This window comes from Nitrogeniibacter mangrovi (assembly GCF_010983895.1).
GTDB classification, from domain to species: Bacteria; Pseudomonadota; Gammaproteobacteria; order Burkholderiales; family Rhodocyclaceae; genus Nitrogeniibacter; species Nitrogeniibacter mangrovi.
This window is the reverse complement of record NZ_CP048836.1, coordinates 3,277,236-3,303,988: the sequence shown is the minus strand read 5'-3', so window position 1 is coordinate 3,303,988 and position 26,753 is coordinate 3,277,236. Positions and strand designations below refer to the sequence as shown.

At 67.9% G+C, this 26,753-nt stretch carries 28 protein-coding genes; 20 read left to right on the top strand and 8 right to left on the bottom strand.

What is annotated here, in order from left to right; translation table 11 throughout:
* The first annotated feature begins 18 nt into the window (after positions 1-18).
* Together pth and ychF are read left to right on the top strand one after the other, a co-directional pair.
* Positions 19-624 carry an aminoacyl-tRNA hydrolase gene (pth, locus tag G3580_RS15355; RefSeq protein ID WP_173766968.1) on the top strand — a complete coding sequence of 202 codons (606 nt, stop codon included), beginning with the start codon at positions 19-21 and terminating at the stop codon, positions 622-624.
* Entirely contained in the window at positions 621-1,712 is a 1,092-nt protein-coding gene (gene ychF / locus G3580_RS15350) for a redox-regulated ATPase YchF (protein WP_173766966.1), read from the top strand. Before pth ends, ychF begins: the two co-directional genes overlap by 4 nt.
* Before the next feature lie 26 nt (positions 1,713-1,738).
* Here ychF and G3580_RS15345 read toward each other — a convergent pair whose 3' ends face one another.
* Positions 1,739-3,679, bottom strand: a complete 1,941-nt coding sequence (locus G3580_RS15345; RefSeq protein ID WP_173766965.1) for a diguanylate cyclase domain-containing protein — start codon at positions 3,677-3,679, stop codon at positions 1,739-1,741.
* Between the two features lie 152 nt (positions 3,680-3,831).
* On the opposite strand from G3580_RS15345, the gene gluQRS reads away from it, so the two are divergent.
* Together gluQRS and G3580_RS15335 are read left to right on the top strand one after the other, a co-directional pair.
* A complete protein-coding gene (gluQRS, locus tag G3580_RS15340) occupies positions 3,832-4,755 on the top strand; it encodes a tRNA glutamyl-Q(34) synthetase GluQRS (protein ID WP_173766963.1) in 924 nt (307 codons plus the stop codon).
* Positions 4,745-5,224: a CoA-binding protein gene (locus G3580_RS15335; protein ID WP_173766961.1), complete on the top strand. Its 480-nt coding sequence runs from the start codon at positions 4,745-4,747 to the stop codon at positions 5,222-5,224. The genes gluQRS and G3580_RS15335 overlap by 11 nt, the downstream gene beginning before the upstream one ends.
* Here G3580_RS15335 and clsB read toward each other — a convergent pair.
* Both clsB and G3580_RS15325 read right to left on the bottom strand, forming a co-directional pair.
* Positions 5,219-6,403 carry a cardiolipin synthase ClsB gene (gene clsB, locus G3580_RS15330; RefSeq protein WP_173766959.1) on the bottom strand — a complete coding sequence of 395 codons (1,185 nt, stop codon included), beginning with the start codon at positions 6,401-6,403 and terminating at the stop codon, positions 5,219-5,221. The genes G3580_RS15335 and clsB overlap by 6 nt on opposite strands.
* The gene (locus tag G3580_RS15325) at positions 6,400-7,146 is read right to left on the bottom strand and encodes an endonuclease/exonuclease/phosphatase family protein (RefSeq protein ID WP_173766957.1); all 747 of its coding nucleotides are present in this window, start codon (positions 7,144-7,146) and stop codon (positions 6,400-6,402) included. The genes clsB and G3580_RS15325 overlap by 4 nt, the downstream gene beginning before the upstream one ends.
* Positions 7,147-7,207: 61 nt before the next feature.
* Between G3580_RS15325 and G3580_RS15320 the strand changes: the two genes are divergently transcribed.
* Both G3580_RS15320 and G3580_RS15315 read left to right on the top strand, forming a co-directional pair.
* Entirely contained in the window at positions 7,208-8,302 is a 1,095-nt protein-coding gene (locus G3580_RS15320) for a RuBisCO large subunit C-terminal-like domain-containing protein (RefSeq protein WP_173766955.1), read from the top strand.
* A complete protein-coding gene (locus tag G3580_RS15315) occupies positions 8,299-8,748 on the top strand; it encodes a cupin domain-containing protein (protein WP_173766953.1) in 450 nt (149 codons plus the stop codon). Before G3580_RS15320 ends, G3580_RS15315 begins: the two co-directional genes overlap by 4 nt.
* A 53-nt stretch (positions 8,749-8,801) precedes the next feature.
* Here the strand turns inward: G3580_RS15315 and nadA are convergent, their stop codons facing one another.
* Positions 8,802-9,902 carry a quinolinate synthase NadA gene (gene nadA / locus G3580_RS15310; protein ID WP_173766951.1) on the bottom strand — a complete coding sequence of 367 codons (1,101 nt, stop codon included), beginning with the start codon at positions 9,900-9,902 and terminating at the stop codon, positions 8,802-8,804.
* A gap of 89 nt (positions 9,903-9,991) precedes the next feature.
* Positions 9,992-10,444, bottom strand: coding sequence for a rhodanese-like domain-containing protein (locus G3580_RS15305; RefSeq protein ID WP_173766949.1), 453 nt, complete (start codon positions 10,442-10,444; stop codon positions 9,992-9,994).
* Positions 10,445-10,493: 49 nt separating this feature from the next.
* Between G3580_RS15305 and G3580_RS15300 the strand changes: the two genes are divergently transcribed.
* The 12 genes from G3580_RS15300 to yacG all read left to right on the top strand — a co-directional run bounded on the left by G3580_RS15300 (position 10,494) and on the right by yacG (position 20,592).
* A complete protein-coding gene (locus G3580_RS15300; RefSeq protein WP_173766947.1) occupies positions 10,494-11,675 on the top strand; it encodes a cation diffusion facilitator family transporter in 1,182 nt (393 codons plus the stop codon).
* Entirely contained in the window at positions 11,656-11,793 is a 138-nt protein-coding gene (locus G3580_RS15295) for a hypothetical protein (protein ID WP_173766945.1), read from the top strand. The genes G3580_RS15300 and G3580_RS15295 overlap by 20 nt, the downstream gene beginning before the upstream one ends.
* A gap of 76 nt (positions 11,794-11,869) precedes the next feature.
* A complete protein-coding gene (gene glnA / locus G3580_RS15290; protein WP_173766943.1) occupies positions 11,870-13,279 on the top strand; it encodes a type I glutamate--ammonia ligase in 1,410 nt (469 codons plus the stop codon).
* Positions 13,280-13,409: 130 nt separating this feature from the next.
* Entirely contained in the window at positions 13,410-13,877 is a 468-nt protein-coding gene (locus tag G3580_RS15285) for a DUF4124 domain-containing protein (protein WP_173766941.1), read from the top strand.
* A gap of 48 nt (positions 13,878-13,925) precedes the next feature.
* The gene (gene glnL, locus G3580_RS15280) at positions 13,926-15,011 is read left to right on the top strand and encodes a nitrogen regulation protein NR(II) (RefSeq protein ID WP_173766939.1); all 1,086 of its coding nucleotides are present in this window, start codon (positions 13,926-13,928) and stop codon (positions 15,009-15,011) included.
* A gap of 38 nt (positions 15,012-15,049) precedes the next feature.
* Positions 15,050-16,480 carry a nitrogen regulation protein NR(I) gene (ntrC, locus tag G3580_RS15275; RefSeq protein ID WP_173766937.1) on the top strand — a complete coding sequence of 477 codons (1,431 nt, stop codon included), beginning with the start codon at positions 15,050-15,052 and terminating at the stop codon, positions 16,478-16,480.
* Between the two features lie 96 nt (positions 16,481-16,576).
* Positions 16,577-17,359 (top strand): biotin--[acetyl-CoA-carboxylase] ligase, encoded by a 783-nt coding sequence (locus G3580_RS15270; RefSeq protein WP_173766935.1) that lies wholly within the window; start codon positions 16,577-16,579, stop codon positions 17,357-17,359.
* Positions 17,356-18,084: a type III pantothenate kinase gene (locus G3580_RS15265; RefSeq protein ID WP_173766933.1), complete on the top strand. Its 729-nt coding sequence runs from the start codon at positions 17,356-17,358 to the stop codon at positions 18,082-18,084. Before G3580_RS15270 ends, G3580_RS15265 begins: the two co-directional genes overlap by 4 nt.
* A 74-nt stretch (positions 18,085-18,158) precedes the next feature.
* The gene (locus G3580_RS15260; protein ID WP_173766931.1) at positions 18,159-18,959 is read left to right on the top strand and encodes an SPOR domain-containing protein; all 801 of its coding nucleotides are present in this window, start codon (positions 18,159-18,161) and stop codon (positions 18,957-18,959) included.
* On the top strand, positions 18,956-19,567 hold the full coding sequence (gene coaE / locus G3580_RS15255; RefSeq protein WP_173766929.1) for a dephospho-CoA kinase: 612 nt from the start codon (positions 18,956-18,958) through the stop codon (positions 19,565-19,567). The genes G3580_RS15260 and coaE overlap by 4 nt, the downstream gene beginning before the upstream one ends.
* Positions 19,568-19,625: 58 nt before the next feature.
* Entirely contained in the window at positions 19,626-20,381 is a 756-nt protein-coding gene (gene zapD, locus G3580_RS15250) for a cell division protein ZapD (RefSeq protein ID WP_173766927.1), read from the top strand.
* 7 nt (positions 20,382-20,388) lie between these two features.
* Complete coding sequence (gene yacG, locus G3580_RS15245; RefSeq protein WP_173766925.1) at positions 20,389-20,592, top strand: DNA gyrase inhibitor YacG; 204 nt, start codon at positions 20,389-20,391, stop codon at positions 20,590-20,592.
* A gap of 73 nt (positions 20,593-20,665) precedes the next feature.
* Here the strand turns inward: yacG and mgtE are convergent, their stop codons facing one another.
* From mgtE to G3580_RS15230, 3 genes are read right to left on the bottom strand one after another with little or no spacing between them, the layout of a single operon-like run.
* Positions 20,666-22,033: a magnesium transporter gene (gene mgtE, locus G3580_RS15240; protein ID WP_173766923.1), complete on the bottom strand. Its 1,368-nt coding sequence runs from the start codon at positions 22,031-22,033 to the stop codon at positions 20,666-20,668.
* A gap of 4 nt (positions 22,034-22,037) precedes the next feature.
* Positions 22,038-22,976, bottom strand: a complete 939-nt coding sequence (locus tag G3580_RS15235; protein ID WP_173766921.1) for a Nudix family hydrolase — start codon at positions 22,974-22,976, stop codon at positions 22,038-22,040.
* A complete protein-coding gene (locus G3580_RS15230; protein WP_173766919.1) occupies positions 22,973-23,860 on the bottom strand; it encodes an ATP-binding protein in 888 nt (295 codons plus the stop codon). The genes G3580_RS15235 and G3580_RS15230 overlap by 4 nt, the downstream gene beginning before the upstream one ends.
* A 189-nt stretch (positions 23,861-24,049) precedes the next feature.
* Between G3580_RS15230 and mltA the strand changes: the two genes are divergently transcribed.
* Complete coding sequence (gene mltA, locus G3580_RS15225; protein WP_173766917.1) at positions 24,050-25,258, top strand: murein transglycosylase A; 1,209 nt, start codon at positions 24,050-24,052, stop codon at positions 25,256-25,258.
* A 185-nt stretch (positions 25,259-25,443) separates the two neighbouring features.
* Positions 25,444-26,646 (top strand): ammonium transporter, encoded by a 1,203-nt coding sequence (locus G3580_RS15220; RefSeq protein ID WP_173766915.1) that lies wholly within the window; start codon positions 25,444-25,446, stop codon positions 26,644-26,646.
* The last annotated feature ends 107 nt before the right edge of the window (positions 26,647-26,753 follow it).

Genomic DNA, 26,753 nt, shown 5'->3' with positions numbered 1-26,753 from the left:
CATCGGGAGTCCTGTCGCATGACCAAGACGTCGCGACCGGCGCCCAAGCTGATTGTCGGCCTCGGAAACCCGGGCGCCGACTATTCCGAAACCCGGCACAACGCCGGGTTTTGGTTTTGTGAGCGCATGGCTGACAAGCTCGGGGCCGTGTTCCGGCATGAAAGCCGGTTTCACGGGCTCGTCGCCAAGGCGGGCAACGGCATGTGGTTGCTGATGCCCGAGACCTTCATGAACCGCTCCGGGCAATCGGTCGGTGCGCTGGCGCGTTTCTACCGGATCGCGCCCGAGGAGATCCTCGTCGTCCACGACGAACTCGATCTGCCGCCCGGCCAGGCCCGGCTGAAATTCGGCGGCGGTCTGGGGGGGCACAACGGGCTCAAGGATATCTCGGCGCACAGCGGGACCCATGATTACTGGCGCCTGCGGCTGGGCATCGGCCATCCGGGCGATCGCAACGCCGTGGTCGGCTTCGTGCTCAAGCGGCCCGGTCGCGAAGAGCAGGCGCTGATCGAGGCGGCCATCGAGCGGGCACTGGAGGCCTGGCCGGACATCGAACGTGGTGCCTATGATGCCGCCACGCAGAAGATCAACGCGCGCATCGCGCGCAGCAAGGAAGCGAAATGAGCCTCAAATGCGGCATCGTCGGGCTGCCCAACGTGGGCAAGTCCACCCTCTTCAATGCGCTGACCAAGTCGGGCATCGAAGCGGCGAACTATCCGTTCTGTACCATCGAGCCCAACGTGGGCATCGTCGAGGTGCCCGACGAGCGGCTTGATGTGCTCTCCGGGATCGTGCATCCGGAGCGTGTCCAGCCCGCGATCGTCGAGTTCGTCGACATCGCCGGCCTGGTGGCGGGTGCCTCCAAGGGCGAGGGGCTGGGCAACCAGTTTCTGGCAAACATCCGCGAGACCGATGCCATCGTCAACGTGGTGCGCTGCTTCGACGACCCGAACGTGGTGCACGTGAATGGCCACATCGATCCGATCGCCGACATCGAGACCATCGTGACCGAGCTGGCGCTCGCCGACCTGGCCGCGGTGGAGCGGACCCTCAACCGCGAAGGCAAGAAGGCGCGTTCGGGCGACAAGGAGGCGAAGAAACTGGTCGACGTGCTCGAACGGCTGCAACCGCACCTGAACGAAGGCCGGCCCGCGCGGACATTCGACTTGTCCGACGACGAGAAGACGCTCATCAAGCCCTTGTGCCTGCTCACCATCAAGCCGGCCATGTATGTGGGCAACGTGCTCGAGGACGGTTTCGAGAACAATCCCCATCTGGACCGGCTCAAGGCCCATGCGGATGCCGAGGGGGCCCCGGTGGTGGCGGTGTGCGCCAAGATCGAATCGGAGCTGGCGGACCTCGACGACGAGGACAAGCAGGCCTTTCTCGAGGATCTGGGGCTGGAGGAACCCGGGCTCAACCGGGTCATCCGCGCCGGGTACACGCTGCTCGGCCTGCAGACCTATTTCACCGCCGGGGTGAAGGAAGTGCGCGCCTGGACCGTCGCGGTGGGCGCGACCGCCCCGCAGGCCGCCGGCGTGATCCACACCGACTTCGAGCGCGGCTTCATCCGCGCGCAGACGATCGCCTACGACGATTTCGTGGCCTGCGAGGGCGAAGCGGGTGCCAAGGAAGCCGGCAAGATGCGGGTCGAGGGCAAGGATTACGTCGTTCAGGACGGCGACGTCATGCACTTCCTGTTCAACGTCTGAGCCGGTACGCCGGCGGCGGATCGGCCTCAGCTGAGCGCGTCGGTCCGCGTGCTCGGCTGGCGTGATGGCGCGGGGTCGTGTGGCAGGGTGCCATGTGCCATATGGCGGCCGCCGCCCTGGCGCTTCGCTTCGTACATGGCGGCGTCGGCGCGGGCGAGCAGGGCCCGCGCGGAGGTGCCATCGTCGGGATAGATGGCCAGGCCCACGCTGCCGCCGAGCAGGTACTGGCGCTCGCCGGCCTCGACGGGTGCCGCCAGGGACGTGGTGATCTTCTCGGCGACCAGATTCGCCGATTCCGCCTCCACGTCGGGCAGGATCACGACGAATTCGTCGCCGCCGAGCCGGGCCACCGTGTCGCTGGCCCGGATCGCGCCCTGCAGCCGGCGGGCCACCGACACCAGCACCAGATCACCCACGGCATGGCCGGCGCTGTCGTTGATGATCTTGAAGTTGTCCAGGTCCACCACCATGACCGCCAGGCGCAGCTCCCGGCGTGCCGCCTGGGCAATCGCCAGGTGCAGGCGATCGTCGAGCAGGCGGCGGTTCGGCAGGCCGGTCAGGGTGTCGTGATAGGCCAGCTGGCGGAAACGTTCCGACCCCTTCATCTGTTCGGTCACTTCCGAGCCGATGCCATGGTAGCCGGCGAACCGGCCCTCGGTGTCGAAGGTCGGATTACCGCTCATGGAAAACCAGCGTGCGTCGTCGCCGTTCTGTTGCAGTTGCCAGATGAAGTCACGGAACGGTTCGCGGCGCTCGATCTGGCGTTGCAGCGCGGCCCAGCTCTCGGTGCTCACGCCGCCGATCTGGCTCATGGCCCCCAGCGTGTGTCCGTACAAGGCCGGCGACAGACCGGCCCGCGCCAGCCCGGGGCCGCTCAGATGGGTGAATCGCAGGCGCGCATCCCACTCCCAGTACCAGTCGGAGGTCAGCGTGATGAGTCGCCGATAGCGTTCCTCGGACGCATGCAGGGTGGCCTCGGAGCGCAGGCGAGAGGTGAGTTCCTGGCCGATCCAGACCACCCCCCGTTCGAGCCGGGCGGGGTCGACCGCGTCGGCATTGAATTCCACCCAGAGCAGCTCGCCGTTGGTGCGCCGCAACTGGACCTTGGTGCGGAAGGTCAGCCCCTCGGTCATGGCGGCACGGGCGCGCTGGGCATTGCGATGCCAGTCGTTGGGGTCGGCCAGCCACTGCCACAGGGGCCGTCCGAGGACGGTCTCGACCGGTTCGCCCACCAGGTCGGCGAAGCGGCGATTGCACTTGAGCAGGCGATCGCGCCGGGTCAGCATGATCGCTTCGGTGGTGCTCTCGAGAATGACGCGCTGTTCCTCGGCCAGGGTGTCGCTGGTCAGGCGCTGCGCCAGTGTGCTGCGGAGCATGTGATGGAACAGTTCATGGAGCACGCCGAGCATGGCGGCAAAGACGCCGGCGGCGATGGCCGCATGGGGCATTGCCGCCGGCGGTTCCAGTGCCAGCACGGCGAGGATCGGAGCCAGCGTCGGGACGATGAAGGCGAGGAAGACCGCCCGGCTGGGGGCGAGAACGCCCGTGCCGCCCAGCGCGACGACGCCCAGCAGCATGAGCACGATGACCTGGGCCGGGCCGCCGAAGGCGTGGGTGTCGAGCAGGGGGAGAACGCCCCAGACGGTACCGATGTAGAAGGTATTCGCCGCGAAGCAGCCCTCGAGGCGCGCCATGGAGGCTTCGTCATGGGCCCAATGGCGACTGGCGCGGACCAGATAGATCGAGGCCAGCATGCCCGCCAGCGTGGCGCCGGCCCAGCCGAGCAGGAGCGATGCGGGCAGGTGCGGCCACAGCCACACGAGCGCACCGAGGGCGCCGACGATGCCGGCGACGATGCCGGTACGCAGGTTCATTGCCAGCAGGATCAGGCTTTCGACCTGGGTGCGCTGGGCAATGCGGCGCTCGTTGAGCGCGCCGGAAACGCGTCGCGGGGCCTGTCGATCCATGAACGGGGGCCGGTCGGTTAACATGGGACGAAAGCAGCAGTATCGTCCGCCGGCCGACGAGGCGAAAGCCTGGCAGGTCGGAGGGCGGGGTCAGACTGACGAATGGTCGTCGGTGCTGTGCCAACGTCATTGAACTTGAATGGCATTCGGACATGATTTTTCCTCCATCCTCCTCCCCGGTGGGACGCTTTGCCCCCACGCCGAGCGGTCCGCTGCATTTCGGTTCCGTCGTGGCCGCTGTGGGCAGCTATCTCGATGCCCGCGATCTGGGGGGCCAATGGCTCGTTCGGATCGATGACGTGGATGCGCCCCGCGCGGTCCGTGGCGCGGGTGAGGGGATCCTGCGTACCCTGGAGGCCTTGGGCTTCGAATGGGATGGTGCGCCGGTCTGGCAGCACGCGCGTACCGAGCAATACGCCGCGGCGCTGGAACGCCTGCGCCGTGACGATCGGGTCTACGGGTGTGCCTGCACCCGCAAGATGCTCGCCGGGGCGCCCCGCGCGGCCGACGGATCGGCCCGCTATCCGGGCACTTGCCGTGACGGCCTGCCCGCTGGCGCCCATGCGCGTGCGTGGCGTTTTCGCGTGCCTGCCGGGGCTGTCGGCTTCGAGGACCGGCTGCAGGGCCGGATCGAGGAGGACGTGAGCCGGGAGGCGGGCGATTTCATCCTCAAGCGTGCCGATGGGCTGTTCGCCTACCAGCTGGCGACCGTGGTCGACGATGCCGAGGCGGGGGTGACCGATGTGGTCCGTGGGATCGATCTGATGCCTTCGACGCCGCGTCAGATTGCCATCCAGCAGGCGCTCGGCCTGCCGACACCACGCTATGCGCACTTGCCGGTGGTGGTGGACGCCGCCGGCCAGAAGCTGTCCAAACAGAGCTTGGCGCGGGCGGTGGACGATTTTCGCCCGGCACCGGTGCTCGTCGATGCGCTAAGCTGTCTCGGTCAGGCGCCACCCGACGAACTGGCGCGCGCCTCGGTGGCCACGGTGTGGGCCTGGGCGCGGGCGCACTGGTCCATCGACGCGGTGCCGCGGGTGGCGCAGGTGAAATCGAGGAGGGATTATGATCGATGACGCGGATGGTCTTCGCCGGGTGCTGGCTTCGACGCGTACCATCGCGGTCGTGGGCCTGTCGGCCAAGTGGCATCGGCCCAGCAACTTCGCGGCGCAGTACATGCTCGATCGCGGCTATCGGGTCATCCCGGTCAACCCGATGTACACCTCGGTGCTGGGGCAGCCCTGTTATCCCTCGCTGGAGGCCATTCCCGAACCGGTGGACATGGTCGACTGCTTTCGTCGCGCCGAGGAAATGCCGGCGCTCGCCGAGGCGGCCATCGCCATCGGTGCCCGCTGCCTGTGGATGCAACTGGGGGTGATCAACGCCGCGGCCGCCGCGCGCGCCGAAGCCGCGGGTCTGTCGGTGGTGATGGACCGGTGCGTCAAGATCGAATACGCCCGTCTGTTCGGTGGCCTGGGCTGGTTCGGGGTCAACACCGGCGTCATCTCCTCGAAGCGGCCACTGCCGCCGCCGCGCCCTTCATAAGCCTTCCTTGCCCTTGCCATAGCCGCTGATGCCGACGGCCAGGCGCGCCACGCCGTAGGCCAGCCAGCGCAGCATGCGGGTGAGCAGGGGCTTCTTGCGCCAGTGGGTCAGGGACAGGGGGCGGGCGCCCTCGGCCATGGCATGCTCGACCCGGGTGCGCAGCTGTTCGGCGAAGCCGCGGTCACGGGCGATCACGTTGGCTTCGCGCGCCAGCAACAGGCTGAAGGGGTCGATGTTGCTCGAGCCGACGGTGGCCCAGACGTCGTCGATCACCGCCACCTTGGCGTGCAGGAAGCTGCGCCGGTATTCGAAGATGCGGATGCCATGATGCATGAGCGACGGGTAGAGGGCCTGGGTCGCATAGTGCTGGATCCGGTATTCCACCTGGCCCTGGAGCAGAATCGTCACTTCCACGCCGCGCTCGGCCGCGGCCACGAGGGCACGGCGGAAGCGCCGCCCCGGCAGAAAGTAGGCGTTGGCGATCAGGATCTGGCGGCGGGCCTGGTCGACCGCATCGAGATAGGCGTTCTCGATGTCGCGGCGATGGCGGATGTTGTCGCGAATCACGAAGGCGGCGGTGATGTCGCCCACGTGCCGCCCTTGCGGCGGGGCGATGTCGTCGAGGCGGAAGCGCTGCTTGAGACTCGCCCAGGCCACCAGCTCCCAGACATGGCGGACGCTCGAGTGAATGGCGCGCAGCAGCGGCCCTTCGACCTTTAGCGCGTAGTCGTGACGGGGGTGATCGGGGATGTGGTCGGGAATGTCGCTGGCCAGGTTGATGCCGCCCACGAAGGCCACCCGCCCGTCGATGACGGCCAGCTTGCGGTGCAGGCGGCGCAGCCGATGGCGGCGCAGGGACCATCGGCTCAGCTCGCGCCGATAGACCAGCAGCTGAATGCCGGCCTCGAGCAGGTCCTTGCGATGGTGCTCGACGAAATGGCGACTGCCGAAGCCGTCCACCAGCAGCCGCACCGCCACGCCGCGCGCCGCGGCGCGCCGCAGGCCGGCGACCAGCCGGGTGCCGACCGCGTCGTACTTGAAGATGTAGGTCTCGAGGAAGATCTCGACCCGCGCCGCGTCGATCTCGCGTTCCAGCGCCGGAAAGAACGCCGCCCCGGTCTCGAGCAGGGTGAGCCGGTTGCCGTCGCTGAAATGAGGCCAGAGCTCGGTATGCCTCATCCGGGCAGGCGAAGCTCGGCAGTGAGCGCAGCGTGGTCCGAAATGGAGGACCACGGCGGCCCGAAATGCACCGCCGACTGCTCGATGGCGAGCCCGCGCACGTAGATGCGATCGAGGCGGAACAGGGGGAAGGCGCTCGGGTAGCTGCGCGGCGGTCGCCCCTCGGGGCTGAAGACCTCGGTCAGGTTCAGGTGCGAGAGCAGGTGGTAGGGCGCGCGGTTGCGCCAGTCGTTGAAATCGCCGGCGACGATCATGGGCGCCTCCTCGCCGGCCAGCTCTGCCATGCGCCGCACCAGGGCGCCCATCTGACGCCGGCGACTGCCGGCGAACAGCCCCAGATGGACGCACACGCAGTGGATCGGCGCCTGTCCCGGCGTCACCTCGATCTCGCAGTGGAGCAGGCCGCGACGTTCGAAACGGTGGTCCGAGACGTCTTCGTTGTGTGTGCTCAGGATCGGGTAGCGGCTGAGGATGGCGTTGCCATGGTGGCCGTGATCGTAGATGGCGTTGCCGCCATAGGCCGCCGAGGGCCAGATGTCGCGGGCGAGGAACTCGTGCTGCGGCTCGTTCGGCCAGTCGGCATGGCGACGTGCATGGCCCAGGTGCAGCCCCTGAACCTCCTGCAGGAACACGATGTCCACCTCGAGTTGCCGCAGCCGCTCGCGCAGTTCATGAATCATCATGCGCCGATTGAACTGGGAAAAGCCCTTGTGGATGTTGTAGGTGCAGATGCGCAGGCTCATGGTGGCTGGGGCATAATCGCCGCCGAAAACTCGTTTCCCTCCAGTGTATATCTCAGACGCCATGACGCGGATGCATGTGACCTACCGGATCGACGCCACCCCGATGCAGATCGAGGCGCGCGCGCGAGCGCTGGCCATCGAGCAGAGTGTCGAATGCCCCATGGGCGCGGTGCGCGATGCGCGCGTGCGTGACGCGGTGGTCGGCCGGGTGATGGACATCGTGCCGGCGGGCGAGAACGTGTTCGAGGCGCGCATCGGCCTGGCGCTCGAGACCGTGGGCGATGACGCCGGCCAGCTCCTCAACATGCTCTTCGGCAATTCGTCGCTGCAGCCGGACGTGCGCCTCGAGGCGGTCGACTGGCCGGACGGGTTGCCGGCGCTGCCGGGGCCGCGCTTCGGCATCGACGGCGTGCGCGAGCGCCTCGGGATTCCGCGCGGCCCCATCGCCTGCAGCGCCCTCAAGCCCCAGGGCATGGATGTCGAGGCGCTGGCGGCGCTGGCCTACCTGCAGGCGCGCGCGGGCATCGCGCTCATCAAGGACGACCACGGCCTTGCCGACCCGGTCAGTGCCCCGTTCGCGCGCCGGGTGCCCGCCATCCAGGCGGCGGTGGCGCGCGCCAATGCCGAGACCGGCCGGCGCAGCGTCTATGCGCCCAATCTCAACGGCGGTGCGCGCAAGCTGCAGGCCCAGGTGCAGGTGTGCCGCGATCACGGCGTCGGCGCGGTCATGATGTGTCCGCTGCTGGTCGGCCCCTCCACCATGGCCGAATGGGTGGCCGACGGCCTGGACATGCCGGTGCTGGCTCATCCGGCCCTGGCCGGGGTCGGCCGCATCGCACCGGCGCTGCTGTATGGCACCCTGTTCCGTCTGTTCGGGGCGGACATGGTGATCTTCCCCAACTTCGGCGGGCGATTCGCCGACGACGCCCGGAGGTGCCACGCCATTGCCGAGGCGGCGCGGGCGCCGCTGGGGGCGCTGCCGCCAGCGCTGCCGGTGCCGGCCGGGGGTCTGTCACCGGACCGGGTGCCCGAGCTGGTGGATTTCTACGGGCCGGACGTGGCCTTGCTCATCGGCGGCAGCCTGCTGGCAGCCGAGGATCCGGAGGCGGCCATGCGGCACTTCGTTGACGCCGTGGAACAACAGGGGCGGACATGAGCCATTCGAACATCCGTCGCGCGTTGCCGGACTACCGCTGGGAGGCGGTGGACCTGCTCGCCTACAAGGACGCGGGCAGTGCGCCGTTCAAGGACGTGACCCGGCAGTTGCTGTTCCGCACCGACGCGCTCGGCTGCGAGCTGCGCTACTTCGAGGTGGCGGCCGAGGGGCATTCGACCCTGGAGCGCCACGAGCACGCCCACGCGGTGATGATCCTGCGCGGCCGCGGCGCCTGCCTGGTGGGGGCCGAAGTGCGTTCCGTCGGCCCGCACGATCTGGTGCACATTCCGCCCATGACCTGGCACCAGTTCCGCGCCAACGCGGCCGAACCGCTCGGCTTCCTGTGCATGGTCAATGTGGACCGTGACCGGCCGCAGTTGCCGGCCGAGCCGGATCTGGTGCAACTGCGAGCCGATCCACGCATCGCCGCGTTCATCCGCACCTGAAGGTGAAACGGCGCCCGAAGGCGCCGTTTGCGTGGTCTCGCGCGGGTGGCGTGTCAGGACACGGCGAGCATGCGATCGAGCGCCACCTTGGCCATCTCGGCTTCGTGGGGCGGCACTTCGATGCGATTGACGACCGTGCCTTCGAGCAGATTCTCCAGCGTCCACGCCAGATGCTGCGGGTCGATGCGTTGCATGGTCGAGCACATGCACACCGTGGGCGCCATGAATTCGACGATCACGCCACGTGGCTTTTCCTCCTCGGCGAGGCGGTTGACCAGGTTCAGCTCGGTGCCCACCAGCCAGCGCGTGTTGTCCGGCCCGGCCTTGATGGTGTTGATGATGAATTCGGTGGAACCGACGTAGTCGGAGTTGCGGCACACCTCGAGATTGCTCTCCGGGTGGGAGATCACCCGGCCCTCCGGATGCTGCATGCGCCAGCGGCGGATGTGGCTCTCCTGGAACATCTGGTGCACCGAGCAGTGCCCTTTCCACAACAGGATCTTGGCGGACTTGATCTGTTCCGGCGTGAGGCCGCCGTATTCCAGGTCCGGATCCCACACGTGCATGTCCTCGAGCGGGATGCCCTTCTTGAAGCCGGTCCAGCGGCCCAGGTGCTGGTCGGGGAAGAACAGCACCTTCTCGCGCTGTCCGAACGCCCAGTCGAGGATGGTCGGGGCGTTGGTGGAGGTGCACACGATGCCGCCGTGCTCGCCGCAGAAGGCCTTCAGGTCGGCGGCCGAGTTGATGTAGGTGACCGGGGTGATGTGCTCGTCGGGGGTGCCCAGCACTTCGCTCAGCTCGCGCCAGCAGCGCTCCACCTTGGCGAGGTTGGCCATGTCGGCCATGGAACAGCCGGCGGCCAGATCGGGCAGGATGGCGATCTGCTTGTCGCTGGAGAGAATGTCGGCCACCTCGGCCATGAAGTGCACGCCGCAGAAGACGATGTATTCGGCATCGGTTTCCGACGCGAGCTTGGCCAGCTTGAGCGAGTCGCCGGTCAGGTCGGCGTGCTGGTACACGTCGGCGCGCTGATAGTGATGGCACAGCAGCACGGCCTTGTCGCCGAGCTTGGCGCGGGCCTCGCGGATACGCGCCTGGGCCTGCTCGTCCTGAAGGACGTTGAACCGGTCAAAACTGATGGTTGCCACTTCCATGGGGGTTCCTCGTGTTGCAGTGGGCTGTCTTCAGACCGCCCGTTCGGCCGCCCGGTTCCGGGGGCGGCCCGTGTTCTCACCGGCGCCGCTCAGCCCTGGTGCCAGGGCAGGCCCGCCTTGCGCCAGCCGCCGATGCGATTGCGCTGGCCGTTGGCGTCCTTGTCGCCCTCGAAGCCCTCGAGCACGTTGTAGCAGCCGCTGTAGCCCTGCTCGGTGGCCAGCTTGGCGGCGTTGCTGGAGCGCGCGCCGCTGCGGCAGATGAACATCACCAGCGCTTCCGGATCCACCTGGTGCTCGAGCTGGGCCATGAAATGCGGGTTGGGCTGGTTGCCCGGATAGCTCATCCACTCGATTTCGACCGCGTCGGGGATGCGCCCGACCCAGTCCCATTCGGCCCGGGTGCGCACGTCCACCAGGCGGGCGCCCGGGGCCAGTTGCCATACCTGGTAGGCCTCGGCGGGGGTCAGGGCCCCTTCGTAGGGCAGGTTCAGGTCCTCGGCGCGTTTTTTCGCGAGCGACAGCAGGTCGGTCAATGTTCCCATGCGGGCGATCCGGCTAGAATGGCGGACTCACAAGTATACCGTTTCGGTCATGACTGGCGAAGCCAATCCCGCGTACCCCCTCTCCGATAGAGACCTGCGTTCCCGCAAGATCCAGCAGGTGACCCTGGTCGCCATCGTCACCAACTTCACGCTCAGCGTCTTGCAGCTCGTCGTCGGGATCATGAGCAATGCGTTCAGTCTCGTGGTCGACGCGGCGCACACCTTTTCCGACCTGCTCTCCGACGGGCTCGTGCTGCTCGCCGCGCGCAAGGGCTCGGATCCGGCCGACGACGACCATCCCTATGGTCACGAGCGCTTCGAGACCGTCGTCTCCCTGTTTCTCGGGCTGGCCCTGCTCGGGGTCGGCGTGGGCTTCCTGTGGTCGGCGGGCGCACGGGTGCAGTCGGCGGACGCCTTGCCGCCGTTGCATCCGATTGCGTTGTGGATGGCAGTGTTCACGCTGGTGGCCAAGGAAGTGCTGTTCCGGTTCACCATGGCCGCCAGCCGCCGGCTGTCCTCGCGCATGCTCGAGGCCAACGCCTGGCATGCGCGCACCGATGCCGCCTCGTCGCTGGTGGTGGCCATCGGCATCGGCGGCGGCCTGCTCGGTTACCGCTTCGTCGAACCGCTGGCGGCGGCGCTGGTGGGTTTCATGATCCTGCGCATGGGCTTGTCGCTGGCGTATGCGGCGATCCGCGAGCTGGTCGACACGGCCGTCTCCAAGGAACTGGTGGTGCGCATCGCGCGGACCATCGACGAGACCCCGGGGGTGCTCAACGGACACGAATTGCGTACCCGGCGCATGGCACACCGGGTGCTGTGCGATGCGCATGTGCAGGTGGATCCGCGTATCACCGTTTCCGAGGGGCACTACATCGCCGAGTCCGTGCGCCGGCGCGTGTGCGGCGCCCATGCGGACGTCCAGGACGTGCTGGTCCATGTGGACGCGGAGGACGATCTGGAAGAGCACCTCGAGTTGCCGATGACCAAGGTTCCGGATCGCAAGACCCTGGTCGCGCGTGCGCGCGAGGCGGTCGGCGATGCGCTGCCTGCACCCGACCGCGTTCTGGTGCATTATCTTGGCGGTCGGGTCGAAATCGAGATGTTCTATCCGCTCGATCGGGTGGAGAATATCGCCGACCGGGAGGCCCTGGGCGACCGGATCCGGGCGGCGCTGACGCGCTGGCCGGAGATCCGCAGTCTGAAGGTCCATGGCACGCTCGCACCTTGATGGTGCGCTCTACTTTGGTGCGCACGAAAATGGTGCATTGGGCCTGGAGGGGGCGATGCCCAATTCCCTGAAATGGGGCAAGAATCTCTGGTATGAGCAGAATTATGCCGTGGCATGATCCCTGCTTTGTCAGAACCCGCTGATTGCCGTCGACGGCAAGTTTTTAAACCAAAAGCTCATCACGAGGAGTGGCCATGAGTTCTGAAACTGTCATGAAGATGATCGAGGAAAACGAAGTTCGCTTCGTGGACCTGCGTTTTACCGATACCCGCGGCAAGGAGCAGCACGTCGGTCTGCCGGTGTCTGCCTTTGAAGAGGAGCACTTCGAGCACGGCCACCCGTTCGATGGTTCCTCCATCGCCGGCTGGAAGGGTATCCAGGCCTCCGACATGATCCTCATGCCGGATCCGGAGTCGGCCTACATCGATCCGTTCTTCGACGAGTCCACCATCGTGCTGTCCTGCGACGTGATCGAGCCGTCCGACGGCAAGGGCTACGACCGCGATCCGCGCTCCATCGCCAAGCGCGCCGAAGCGTATCTGAAGAGCACCGGCATCGGTGACACCGCCTTCTTCGGCCCGGAACCCGAATTCTTCATCTTCGACTCCGTCGAGTGGAACGTGGACATGTCCGGCGTGTACAGCAAGGTGCTGTCCGAAGAGGCCGCCTGGTCCACCGCCGAAAAATTCGATGGCGGCAACACCGGCCACCGTCCGCGCGTCAAGGGCGGCTACTTCCCCGTCCCGCCGGTCGACAGCCTGAACGACATCCGTGCCGCCATGGTGCTGGCGCTGGAAGCCTGCGGCGTGCCCTGCGAAGTGCATCACCACGAAGTGGCGACCGCCGGTCAGTGCGAGATCGGGACCAAGTTCAGCACCCTGACCAAGCGTGCCGACTGGACCCAGATCCTCAAGTACATCGTCCAGAACGTGGCGCACCAGTACGGCAAGACCGCCACCTTCATGCCCAAGCCCATCGTCGGTGACAACGGCTCCGGCATGCACGTGCACCAGTCCATCTGGAAGGACGGCCAGAACCTGTTCGCCGGCAACGAGTATGCCGGTCTGTCCGAAATGGCCCTGTTCTACATCGGCGGCATCATCAAGCACGCCCGGGCCCTGAACGCGATCACCAACCCGTCCACCAACTCCTACAAGCGTCTGGTGCCGCACTACGAAGCGCCGGTGAAGCTGGCCTACTCGGCCCGCAACCGTTCCGCTTCCATCCGTATCCCGTTCACGGCCAACCCGAAGGGTCGCCGTCTGGAAACCCGCTTCCCGGATCCGATGGCCAACCCGTACCTGGCCTTCTCGGCCCTGCTGATGGCCGGTCTGGACGGTATCCAGAACAAGATTCACCCGGGCGATGCAGCCGACAAGAACCTGTACGATCTGCCGCCGGAAGAAGACGCGAAGATCCCGACCGTGTGCGCGAGCCTGGATCAGGCCCTCGAGAACCTGGACGCCGATCGCGCCTTCCTGACCCAGGGCGGCGTGTTCTCCAACGACTTCATCGATGCCTACATCGACCTGAAGATGGAAGAAGTCAATCGCGTTCGCATGACCACGCACCCGGTCGAATTCGATCTGTATTACAGCCTGTAAGCCGGATCGCGGTTCAAACGTTAAGAAAGGACGGGCTCTGCCCGTCCTTTTTTCGTTTTTGCATCAGGATGTTGAGCGCACAATGCTCGTGTGCTTGATAAACTGCCTGCACCACCACCGGGACATGCCAATGAAATCGCTCACCTTCGCCGTGCTCTGCCTGGCCAGCACGACTGTCCTTGCCGACGTGTACAAGTGCATCGAGACCGATCCGAACACCGGTGAGCGCAAGGTCACCTATACCAACGACCGCCGCGTCAAGGGGTGCGAGCGGCTCAGCGCCGACCTGCCGGTCTCGTCGGTGCCCAGTGGCAACGTGCCGAAGGCGGCGGCGCCATCGTCCGCGTTCCCGAAAGTCAGTGACGAGCTCCAGAAACAGCGTGACGCCGATCGCCGCAAGATCCTCGAAGACGAACTGGCGGCCGAGCAGAAGGCCCTGGAGTCGGCGCGCAAGGCACTGGCCGAGCAGGAAGACGTGCGCTACGGCAACGAGAAGAACTACCAGAAGAAGCTCGATCGCCTCAAACCCTATCAAGACAAGGTCGAGCAGCATGAGCGCAATGTCGAGGCCTTGAAAAAGGAAATCGCCGACCTGTGAGTGCCGCGGCAGCAACTGGCGCATATCTTGCTCACAGTCTGACTGCCTATGAAATCCAAATTCATCCCCAGATTCAAGCCCACCCCGAAGCCGTCACCCTTTGCCGGCCTTGATCTGTTGTCCACCGCGGTCGTACTGGTCGACGAGGCGCTGGTCATCCGCTACCTGAACGCGGGGGCGGAAAACCTCTTCGGTATCAGCGCCCGGCGTTACGCCGGCCAAGAGCTGGCCAGCCTGCTCGGGGATGCCTCGCCGCTGGGGCCGGCCCTGGACAACGTCCTCAACAACAACTGGAGCTATACCGGCAAGGATCTGAGGGTGCAGCTGCCCGGCCGGGCCGAGACGCTCTATCTGGACTGCACGGTCAGTCCGGTCGAGGCGCCGGGCGTCAATCTGCTGCTTGAATTCCGCCCGATCGAAGCGCAACTGCGGGTGACCCGCGAGGAGGTGCTGCTCCAGCAACAGCAGGCCAATCGCGAGCTGATCCGCAACCTGGCGCACGAGATCAAGAATCCGCTGGGGGGCATTCGCGGCTCCGCGCAGCTGCTCGAAGGCGAGCTGGACGACCCGCTGCTCAAGGAATACACCCAGGTCATCATCGCCGAGGCCGACCGGCTCCAGGCCCTGATGAAGCGGCTGCTTGGTACCCATGCGGTGATGCATCCGGCGCCGCTCAACATCCACGACGTGCTCGAGCACGTGCGCCGGCTGGTGTTGGCGGAGTTCCCCGGGCTGACGGTCATCCGCGATTACGACACGAGCCTGCCCGACATCACCGGGGATCGCGAGCAGTTGATCCAGGCGGTGCTCAACATCGCCCGCAACGCCGCCCAGGCGGTCGAGGGGCGTGGCGAGATCACCTTCCGCACGCGCGCGGCGCGTCAGGTCACCCTGGCCAAGCGCCGACACAAACTGGCACTCGAATTGCAAGTGATCGATAACGGCCCGGGCATTCCGGAAACCATCCGGGATCAGATCTTCTACCCGCTGGTGTCCGGCCGTGATGGAGGGAGCGGTCTGGGCCTGTCACTGGCGCAAGGTTTCGTCGAACAGCATCAAGGCATGATCGATGTGGACAGCGAGCCCGGCCGAACGTGTTTCACGCTGCTGCTGCCCGTGTCGGATCGATCATGACCTCGAACGGGGCGCGCGCACCAAAATAGTGCATAAAAATGGAAACAGTCTGGATTGTCGATGATGACCGCTCGATTCGCTGGGTGCTCGAAAAGGCCCTGGCGCGCGAGAATATTTCGCACCGCAGTTTCGAGTCGGCGGTCGAGGCCGGCGCGGCGCTGGAGCAGGTGACCCGTCCCCCCAAGGTGCTGGTCTCGGATATCCGCATGCCGGGCGAATCGGGGCTGTCGCTGCTGCAGAAGGCGAAGGCCCGGTTCCCGTCCATGCCGGTCATCATCATGACCGCCTACTCCGATCTGGACAGTGCTGTCTCCGCCTTTCAGGGCGGCGCGTTCGAATACTTGCCCAAGCCCTTCGATCTGGAGCAGGCCATGGGGCTGGTGCGTCGCGCCATCGAGCAAGGCGAGGAGAGCGCTGTCGACGCCGACGACACGGTGCTGACGCCGGAAATCCTCGGCCAGGCCCCGGCCATGCAGGAGGTGTTCCGCGCCATCGGCCGGCTTGCGCAGTCGCACGCCACGGTGCTCATCAACGGCGAGTCCGGCACCGGCAAGGAGCTGGTGGCGCGCGCCCTGCACCGGCACAGCCCGCGCCGCGAGGCTCCCTTCATCGCCATCAACACCGCGGCCATTCCGCGCGATCTGCTCGAGTCCGAACTGTTCGGCCACGAACGCGGCGCCTTCACCGGGGCCACCGCGCAGCGCCGCGGCCGCTTCGAGCAGGCCGAGAACGGGACCCTGTTCCTGGACGAGATCGGCGACATGCCCGCCGAACTGCAGACCCGGCTGCTGCGCGTGCTCTCCGACGGTCACTTCTACCGTGTCGGCGGCCATCAGCCGATCCGCGCCAACGTGCGCGTTATCGCCGCCACCCACCAGGATCTCGAGATCCGGGTGCGTGACGGGCTGTTCCGCGAAGATCTCTACCACCGCCTCAACGTCATCCGCCTGCGCCTGCCGCCCCTGCGCGAGCGGCGCGAGGACATCCCGCTGCTGGTACAGCACTTCCTCAAGAAGAGCGCCCGCGAGCTGGATGTCGAAGCCAAGCGCATCTCCACCGCCGCGCTGCGTCACCTGCAGGGCCAGACCTTCCCGGGCAACGTGCGCCAGCTCGAGAACCTGTGTCACTGGCTCACCGTCATGGCGCCCGGGCAGGTGGTGGAGGTGGCCGATCTTCCGGTCGAGTTCCGCGAGGCGGCACCCGCCGAGGCGGCCAGCGGCGGCGACTGGTGCACCGCGCTCGGTCACGAGGCCGATCGCATGCTCGGGGCGGCGCCGGGCGAGGTGTATGAAAAGCTCAACCGTGCCTTCGAGCGTACCCTCATCGAACGCGCTCTCGAGAGCACCGGGGGGCGCCGGATCGAAGCGGCCCAGCTGCTCGGCATCGGGCGCAACACCATCACCCGCAAGATCCAGGAGCTGGGGCTCGACACCCCGCGCGAGGACAAGGATTCGTCGGTGGGCGGCTGACCCGGGGTGGTGCCCGGCGGGCATGCGTCGCAGCGCCGATTCGGCCATAATGCCGTTTTGACCGCCGGCCGCGACCCGTGTCGCGGCCGCCCGTTGATGATCGATCGCGACCGACTGCGGCAGGCGCTGGGCGCCGAGGCCGCTCATTTCACCCTCGATGTGCGCGCGCAGTGCACATCCACCAATGCCGAACTCATGGTCGCGGCGCCCGCGCCCGATGCGCGGGTGCCGGTCCTGGTGTGCGATCACCAGACCGCCGGACGCGGCCGCCGCGCGCGCGCCTGGCATGCCTGGCCCGGGGCGAGCCTGACCTTTTCCGCGCGCTGGCGCTTTGCTCCCGGCGCGGCGGTGCCGGCTGGCCTGTCGCTGGTGGCCGGTCTCGCGGCGGCCCGGGCGCTCGAAGCGCTGGAGGTGCCGGGCATCGAACTCAAGTGGCCCAACGACCTGCAGATCCATGGGCGAAAAGTCGGTGGCATCCTGGTCGAGCTGTGCCGTTGCGGCGCCCATCTCGAGGCGGTCATCGGCATCGGCATCAACCGGTGCCTGCCGGACGGGGCGACGGTGCCCGACCGACCCGATGTGATCGCCCTGGCCGATGTCATGGAGGTGCCGCCGACCGCCGAAGCCCTGCTGGCCCGCCTGCTCGTCGCTCAGCGCGAGCTTTACGAAACCTACGCCCAGGCCGGCTTCGGTGCGTTCGTGCACGCCTGGAACCAGCGCAACGCCTTCGCCGACCTCCCGGTCGCGCTCATCGGCGAACAGGCCGCCGTCACCGGCACCTGTCTCGGTGTCGATTCCGACGGCGCCCTGCGCATCCTCACCGATACCGGCGAACAGCGGATCCTGGCCGGCGATATCTCCCTGCGGCCGGCGCAATGAAGTTGCTGCTCGATGCTGGCAACAGCCGGCTCAAATGGGGCCTGATCGACCACGACGCGTGGGTGGCCCAGGGCGCGTTCAGCCATGATGAACCGTGGGATCTCGGTGCCGTGCTGCCGCCGGTCGGTGGCCTCGACGCCGCGTTCGGCGTCAACGTGGCGGGCGAGGGTGTTGCCGCGCGGGTGACCGAGGCGCTTCGATCCTGGACCGTGCCCCTGCGCTGGTGGACCCCCGAGGCGGCCTGCTGTGGCGTGCGCAACGGGTATGACGACCCCGCCCAACTCGGCGCCGATCGGTGGGCGGCCCTGGTGGGCGCCTGGCACCTGCAGCAGGGGGCCGCGCTGGTGGTCACCGCCGGCACTGCGACGACCATCGACGTGTTGATGGGTGACGGCCGTTTCGCTGGTGGCCTGATTGTGCCGGGAGTCGAGCTCATGAAGCGCGCGCTCGCCGGCAATACCGCGCAATTGCCGCTGGTCGAGGGGAGCATGGCGCGGCTGCCCACCCGCACCGCCGACGCCATCCATATGGGCTGCCTGCATGCGCAGGCCGGCGCCATCGAACGGATGTTCCGCTACCTGTCGGGCGAGTCCGGCGCGGTGTGCCTCATCAATGGTGGCGCCGCGCCGATGGTGATGCCGCTGCTGGGCATTCCGTGTCGGCTGGTGGACAACCTGGTGCTCGAGGGCGTGCGGGTAGCCGGCTGTGCCCGCGGGTTCCGATGAAGCGCCGAACCGGCTAAGATGCCGCCGGGATGGTCCAAGGAGATCGCCGTCCCCGGTCCGCATGAGGTAACCCCGTGGCATTCCTGCGTTTTCTCGTCATCCTGCTGATTCTCATCAACACCCTGATGCTGGCGGCCTGGGAGGGCTGGCTGGGGCAGGGCGGTGGCCGCGGCGAGCCGGAGCGCTTGACCAACCAGTTGCAACCGGCGCGGATCCGCCTGCTCGACAAGGAGGCGCCGATGCCGGTCGCCACGCCCGCGCCGCCGGCCCCGACGCCGGCCGCCGAACCGCCGGCTGTCGAGCCGCCGGCCGTGGATGCCGCGGACGCCGCCCCCGAGACCGCCGAAACCGCGGCGCCGCCACCTGTCCCCGATGCCGTTGCTGAGCCTGCCGTGACGGCCGAGCCGCCCGACGCCCCGGCGCCGCCCGCCTGCGTGGCCTTCGCGGAGCTCGACGACGAAGCGGCCGCGTTGGTGATGGGCGATGCGCTGGCGCAGGCCGGTTTCGAGGCCAAGGACATCACCTCCGTGGCGGTGACCTCCTGGTGGGTGCATCTGCCCTCGCAGGGCAGTCGTGAGGCCGCCGATCGCAAGGTGGCCGAACTGCGCACGCACGGCGTGAGCGACCTGTTCGCCATCGGCGAGCGCGGCGCGCGGCCGTTCGCCATCTCGCTCGGGTTGTTCAAGTCGGCCGAGTCGGCCGCCGAGCAACGTCGGCGACTCGAAGCCAAGGGGGTGACCGGCGTGCAGATCGAGGAGCGCGGGCAGACCAGCCACCGGGTCGAGGTGCGCGGTCCCGCCGAAGCACTCACCGGCTGGGCCAGCGACTGGAGCAGTCGCGTGCCCAAGGCCAGCCGTCTGGACTGCCGCCCGTGACCCGTCCGGCATGGGTGGTCGGCCTCACCGGCGGCATCGGCAGCGGCAAGAGTGCGGCCGCCGCCCGCTTCGGTGAGCGGGGCGCCGCGATCGTCGACACCGATGTGATTGCCCATGCGCTCACCGGGCCCGGTGGCGCCGCCATGGCGGCCATCCGCGAGGCGTTCGGGGAGGCGGTGATCGATGCCGATGGCGGGCTCGACCGCCGCGCCATGCGCGACCGGGTGTTCGATGCCCCGGCCGAGCGGGCCCGCCTCGAGGCCATCCTCCATCCCATGATCCGTGCCGAGAGCGACCGCCAGTGCCGGGCGGCGCAGGCGCCCTACGTGGTCCTCGTGGTGCCGCTGCTGGTCGAGTCCGGACGCTATCGCGAGCGCTGCGACCGGATCGTCGTGGTGGACTGCCCGGAGGCGGTGCAGCGGGCGCGCGTCATGGCCCGCTCCGGCCTGCCCGAAGCCCAGGTGCGCGCCATCATGGCGGCCCAGGCCGGTCGTGAGGCGCGCCTGGCGGTTGCGGACGATGTCATCGACAACAGCGGCGATCTGACCGTTCTGGAGCGCCAGGTGGACACCCTTCACCAGCGCTATCTGCAGCTGGCGAGCGCGTGAAATCCCTGTGCTATCATCCTGCAATTGCGGGGGAGGCACATTTGAACGGGCGCGCCTGGTGATAGATTTCGAGTACCCACTCAACGAACGCATTCGAACCCTCCTTCGACTTGAAGATCTCTTTGCCCGAATCGGGCACTTCCATCGTGGCGACTCGCCGATGGACCACCATCAGGTGCTGCAGTCCATCTTCGAGCTGCTCGAAGTGGCCAGCCGGGCCGATCTCAAGGTGGATCTGGTGCAGGAGCTGGAGCGCCAGCGCCAGACCCTGCTGGCATTCCGCGACAACCCCGACATCTCGCCCGAAGCCCTGTCGGGCGCTCTCTACGAGATCGAACAGGCTTCCTCCGGCCTGCTCTCGGTGCCCGGCAAGATCGGCCACTACCTGCGCGAGAACGACTGGCTGATGGGTATCCGCAGTCGTGCCTCGATGCCGGGGGGCGCCTGCCAGTTCGACCTGCCGTCCTACCATCACTGGCAGGCCCGCGATCCGGAAGCGCGCCGGCGCGACCTCGAAGGCTGGCTGCGCCCGCTCATGCCGATCCGCGAAGGCATCGCCATCGTCCTGCGCCTGCTGCGCGCCAGTGGCCGCCCCGAGATGCAGCTGGCGCAGCGCGGCATGTACCAGGTCATGCTGGGGGGGCGTCCGATGCAGCTGGTGCGGGTGTGCGTCGCCCATCGCCTCAACGCGGCGCCGGAGATCAGCGCCAACAAATACGTGCTCAATGTCCGCTTCATGACTCCGGAGCCGGCCGGACGGCCGCGTCAGGTGACCGACGATGTGGAGTTCGAGCTGACCGTCTGCAACCTGTGAGACTCTCGTGACCCGCGCCCAAGACAAGGTCCGCATCGTCAAATGCCCCACCTGCCGCAAGGAGGTGGAATGGCGACCGGACAACCCCTACCGCCCGTTCTGCTCCGAGCGCTGTCGCCAGATCGACCTGGGGGCCTGGGCCTCCGAGAGCTACCGCATCCCGGCGGCCAAGCCACCCGACGGCATGTCCGAGGAATTCGGCGACGACTGACCCCGTCCGCCCGACCGCATGTCCCGACCGGCGCTTCTTGCGCCGGTTTTCATGTCGTGTCCGGCCATGGCGCTCAGAGCAGGAACAGCGTCGCCAGCCCGAGGAAGCTGAAGAAGCCGACCACGTCGGTCGCGGCGGTCAGGAGCACGCCGCCGGCCAGGGCCGGGTCGATGCCGAGGCGTTCGAGCAGCAAGGGCACCAGGGTGCCGGCGGTGGCGCCGGTGATCAGGTTGATGAGCAGCGCGCAGCCGAACACGATGCCCAGCTGGGTGTTGCCGAACCAGGCGGTGGCGACGACGGCGACGACGATCGCCCAGAAGGCGCCGTTGAGCAGGCCCGAGGCCACTTCGCGGAACAGCAGCGCCATGGCGTTGCCGCGGCCGATCTGGTCGAGGGCGATGGCGCGGGTGACCAGGGTGAGGGTCTGGTTGCCGGCGACACCGCCCATGCTGGCAACCACCGGCATGAGTACCGCGAGGGCGACGACCTGGTCGATGGAGGCCTCGAACAGGCCGATCACCCAGGCGGCGACGAAGGCGTTGATGAGGTTGACGCCCAGCCACACGGCGCGCCGGGCCGCGTTGGAGAGCACCGGCGCGAACATGTCGGTGTCTTCGCCGAGGCCGGCGCGGCGCATGACCTCGCCGTCGGCCTCGGCGCGCATGACGTCCACCACGTCGTCGATGGTGATGCGCCCGAGCAGGTGGCCGTCGTCGTCCACCACCGCGGCCGACATCAGGTCGCGATCCTCGAACAGGCGCGCCACGCGGGTATCCGGGGTGCCCACCTGGATGGCCGGCGCTTCGGCGTCCATGAGGTGGCTGACGATGGCGGTGGATTTGTGCGAGACCAGGTCGCTGAGCCGGAGCATGCCCAGGTAGCGGTTCTGCCGGTCCACCACCACCAGGCTGTCCATGTGCTCGGGCAGTTTGCCGTCGCGCTTGCGCACCTGGCGCAGGTAGCGCAGCACCGCCTTGAGGCTGACGTCGCCGCGCACCGCGGCCGCGTCCACGTCCATGAGACCGCCGGCGGTGTCGTCGGGATAGCGCTTGACCCGCTCGTAGCGCTCGCGGCGCTGTACGTCCATGGCGCGCACCATGGCGTCGAGCACGGAGACCGGCAGGTCCGCGTCCAGATCGGCCAGCTCGTCCATCTCGAGGGTCGCCAGGGCGGCGAGCAGTTCGTCCTGGGCGGCCTCGTCGATCAGTTGCTGGCGCACCCCGCGGCCGACTTCGATCAACACCTGGCCCCGGTCGATCGCGTCCAGCCGGTCCCACAGGGTGTGGCGCATGTCCCGTGGCAGCGCTTCGACCGCGTCGGCGATGAGCGCCGGGTGCCAGCGGGCGATCAGCGCGGGCAGCTGGCCGGTATCGGGATGCTCGAGGGCGTCGAGCAGCTGCTCGCGGGCCTCGTCGGTCGTGGGCAGCTGCGCGGTGTCCATGGGCTCAGGCGCTCCAGCTCCCGCGGATGGCGGCGATGCCGTGGGCGCCGGCGGCGCGCGCCTCGCGCAGGTGCGAGGCATCGAGCCCGCCGATGGCAAACACCGGGATCGACAGATGCGTGACCAGGTGGGTAAAGGCGTCCCAGCCGATGGCGGGGCGGTCCGGATGCGAAGGGGTGGGCAGCACGTGGCCGAGCACGGCGTAGTCGAGGCCGAGCGCGGCGGCCGATTCGAGCGAGGCGCGCGAGTGGCAGGCGGCGCCGACCCAGGGGAAGTCCGGACGTGCGGACAGCCCGACGAGCTGGTCCTCGCGCAGATGCACGCCGTCGGCGCCGACCGCTTCGGCCAGCGCCGCGTCGCCATTGATCAGAACGAGTGCGCCCGCCGCATGGGCGCGGGCGACGATCGCACGCGCCAGCTGCGCGCGTGCCTCGGCCGGCAGCGTGCCGTCGCGCACCTGGATGAGCCGCACGCCGCGGGCGAGGGCGGCGTCCACTGCCGCCAGCTGTGCGTCCAGCCCCAGGCGGGCGGCATCGGTGATCGCCATTTCGCGGGGCAGTTGCAGGGCCTTGAGGATGGGGCCGTTGGCCGGCAGCATGGGGGCGACGGTCAGGTGGTCGGCCTGCTGCCATTCGAGGGCGCTGTGCACATGGTCGTTGACGGTGCCAGACCACTCAGGCACCTCGAAGAAGTGCAGGCGCACGTTGGCATGTTCGTAGTCGTGCTCGCGCATCAGCCAGGGCCAGCAGGTGTGCGCGGTGATGCCCAGCTCCTCGTCCAGCTCGCGCACCAGCGCGGCGCGGGCGTCCTCGCCGGGTTCCACCTTGCCGCCGGGGAACTCCCAGTAGCCCGGGTAGAAGGTGCCGGGGGCGCGCTGGCCGAGCAGGAACCGGCCGTCGGGCCGGGTGATGACGGCGGCCGCCACTTCCACGCGCTTCTTCATCGCTTGCCTCGCGGGGCGTGCCGGCCCGCGTAGTCGCGGGCGAACTGCCAGGCGACCCGGCCGCTGCGCGAGCCGCGCATCAGCGCCCACTGGAGGGCTTCGGTGCGCGCCTTGTCGATCTTCGCGGCGGACACGCCGAATTCGCCGAGCCAGTGATGAACGATGTCCAGATAGGCGTCCTGGCCGAAGGGGTAGAAGGACAGCCACAGGCCGAAGCGCTCGGAGAGCGAAATCTTCTCCTCCGTGGCCTCGCCCGGATGCACCTCGCCGTCGATGTTGCGCGCTTCCAGGTTCTCGGCGTGGTATTCGGGCATCAGGTGGCGGCGGTTGGAGGTGGCGTAGATGATGACGTTGTCCGGCACCGCGGCGAGCGAGCCGTCGAGCACGCTCTTGAGCGCCTTGTAGGCGGGCTCCGCGTCTTCGAAGGAGAGGTCGTCGCAGAACAGCACGAAGCGCTCGGGCCGCGCGCGCACCAGCTCGACGATCTCGGGCAGATCCATCAGGTCCTGCTTGTCCACCTCGATCAGGCGCAGGCCGTCGCCGTGGTAGCGCGCCAGCATGGCCTTGACGAGGGAGGACTTGCCGGTGCCGCGCGCGCCGGTGAGCAGGGCGTTGTTGGCGCGGCGGCAGCGCACGAACTGGCGCGTGTTGGCGTCGAGGCGCTCGACCTGATCGTCCACGTCCTGCAGGTCTTCGACCCGGATCAGGTGCGGATGGGGAATGGCCTCGAGGCGGGCCTGGTTGCCGCGTCGGTGCCAGCGGAAGGCCACCGCGCTGTCCCAGTCCGGCGCACTCGGCGGCGCCGGCAGCCAGGCGTCGAGACGGTCGAGGGTGCGTTCGATGCGCGCCAGGAAGGCGGCGAGGTCAGGAGTCTTGTTCGTCATGGTCGTTCGGGTTCTTTCTCGGCCGGGTGGCCCAGACGATGATCAGCAGCAGCGCCAGCGCGACGCCGGCTTCCAGCAGGATGATCCACATGGACCGCGTTCTCCGTTCGGTTGGGGCCGGCGCGGCGATATCCGGCGCGCCGCTATACTGGCGAATCTTGCCCGCCCGAGTGTAACTGATCTGCGCCCATGAACCTGCGCCCGTCCCTTCGACCCGTCCTGGCCGGTCTGCTCGCGCTCGGCGTGAGCGCCTGCGTGACCCAGCCGCCTCCCGAGTGCCCGCCCGCACCGGCACCGGTGACGCCACCCGCACCGCCGCCACCGGCACCGGTCAGCCCGCCGACGGTGCAGCCGCCGCACTACGAGCAAGCGACGTGGTCCGCGCTGCCCGGCTGGCACGCGGACACCCAGGAAGCCGCGTGGCCGGCCCTGCTCAACTCCTGCCGCGCGCTGGCCGACCAGCCGCGCTGGACGGCGGTGTGCGCGGCCGCGCGGGCCTTGGGCGAGCGGCCGTCGCGCGCGGCGATCCGCGCCTACTTCGAAGCGCAGTTCACCCCGTGGCAGATCGTCAATGGCGACGGTTCGCGCACCGGGCTGGTCACCGGCTACTACGAGCCCCTGATCCGCGGCAGCCTCAAGCGGACGGCGCGCAGCGCGTGGCCCATCTACGGCGTGCCGGACGACCTGATCACCGTGGATCTGGCCGCGATCTACCCGGAACTCAAGCACATGCGCCTGCGCGGCCGTCTCGAAGGCAATCGCCTGGTGCCTTACTGGACGCGGGCCGAACTGGCCGCCCAGGGGGCGCAGAACCGGGCGCCCATCATCGCCTGGGCGGACGATCCGATCGAGTTGTTCTTCCTCCAGGTGCAGGGCTCGGGGCGCATCGCACTGCCGGACGGCGGTTTCCTGCGCATCGGCTATGCCGACCACAACGGCCATCCCTACAAGTCCATCGGTCGCTGGCTCATCGCGCAGGGCGAGCTGAGCGCCTCGCAGGCGTCCATGCAGGGCATCCAGCGCTGGGCGCGCGCGCATCCGGCGCGCTTGCGCGAGCTGCTCGACCAGAACCCGGCCTTCGTCTTCTTCCGCACGCTGCCCGATTCCGACGCCGGGCCGCTCGGCGCGCTGGGCGTGCCCCTGGTGGCCGAGCGCAGCATTGCCGTGGATCGCGCCGCGGTGCCCCTCGGGGCGCCGGTGTTTCTCGCCACCACGGCGCCGAACAGCACGCATCCCTTGCGGCGCCTGGTCATGGCCCAGGACACCGGCGGCGCGATTACCGGCGGGGTGCGGGCGGACTACTACTGGGGCTTTGGCGACGCCGCCGGCGCCCAGGCCGGGCGGATGCGCCAAAAAGGGGAAATGTGGGTGCTGCTGCCCAACGGCTGGGCACCGTGATGACGCATCAAGAGAATCTATTTGCACAAAAATGGTGAGTTTTTCCTGGATCGGCGCCCCAAAGTTGTGCGCACGGCCGCATGCTTGTGGTGCGCACTTGTTTCAAGTTGTTGAAATGCAAGCAATGTGCGCCCTGGCATGCGACCTGCTAAATGCTCCCCTATTGTGCAAACCGGAGCCTTCTCATGGAGCAGTTCAAGACGTCCAGCGACGTCCTCTTTGTCTTGTTGGGCGCCATCATGGTGCTTGCGATGCACGCCGGCTTCGCATTCCTCGAAGTGGGCACCGTGCGCAAGAAGAACCAGGTCAATGCCCTGGTCAAGATCCTGGTCGATTTTTCCGTCTCCACCCTGGCGTACTTCTTCGTCGGCTATGCGGTGGCCTACGGCATCAGTTTCTTCGACAGTGCGCACGTGCTCAACGAGCGTCACGGCTACGAGCTGGTCAAGTTCTTCTTCCTGCTGACCTTTGCCGCCGCCATCCCGGCCATCATCTCCGGTGGCATCGCCGAGCGTGCGCGCTTCTACCCGCAGCTGGCGGCGACGGCCACCCTGGTGGGGCTGGTCTATCCGTTCTTCGAAGGCCTGATCTGGAACGGCAATTACGGCTACCAGGCCTGGCTGGAGGCCAGTTTCGGCGCCAAGTTCCATGATTTCGCCGGCAGTGTGGTGGTACATGCCGTGGGCGGCTGGATCGCGCTGGCGGCGGTGCTGCTGCTCGGCGCCCGGCGCGGCCGCTATCACAAGAGTGGCGCGATCGCGGCCCATCCGCCGTCCAGCATTCCCTTCCTCGCCCTCGGCGCCTGGATCCTGACCGTGGGCTGGTTCGGCTTCAACGTGATGAGCGCGCAGACGGCGCAAGGCATCAGCGGCCTGGTGGCGGTCAACTCGCTCATGGCCATGGTCGGCGGCACGCTGGCGGCGCTGGTGCTGGGCAAGAACGATCCGGGCTTCGTGCACAACGGACCGCTCGCCGGGCTGGTGGCGGTGTGTGCCGGCTCCGATCTCATGCACCCCGCTGGTGCATTGGCGGTCGGCGTGATCGCCGGGGCGCTGTTCGTCATGATGTTCACCCTCACCCAGAACCGCTGGAAGATCGACGACGTGCTCGGCGTATGGCCGCTGCACGGGCTGTGCGGCGCCTGGGGCGGCATCGCCGCCGGCATCTTCGGCCTCGAGTCCTTCGGCGGCATGGGCGGCGTGACCTTCATGTCCCAGCTGGTGGGTACCCTGAGCGGGCTGGCGTTCGCGTTCGCGGGCGGCTTCGTCGTCTATGGTCTCATCAAGGCCCTGGTCGGCATCCGCCTCGATCCGGAGCAGGAATTCGAAGGGGCCGACCTGACCATCCACCAGATCTCGGCGACGCCGGAGCGCGAGTCCAACTGGTAAGCGGCAGGCGAAAAGCGCCAGCCCATCGAGCCCGGCCATCGGCCGGGCTTTTTTGTCGGTGTCGATGGGCGATTCGCGTGTCATCGGGCTATGCTGGGTCGAAGCGG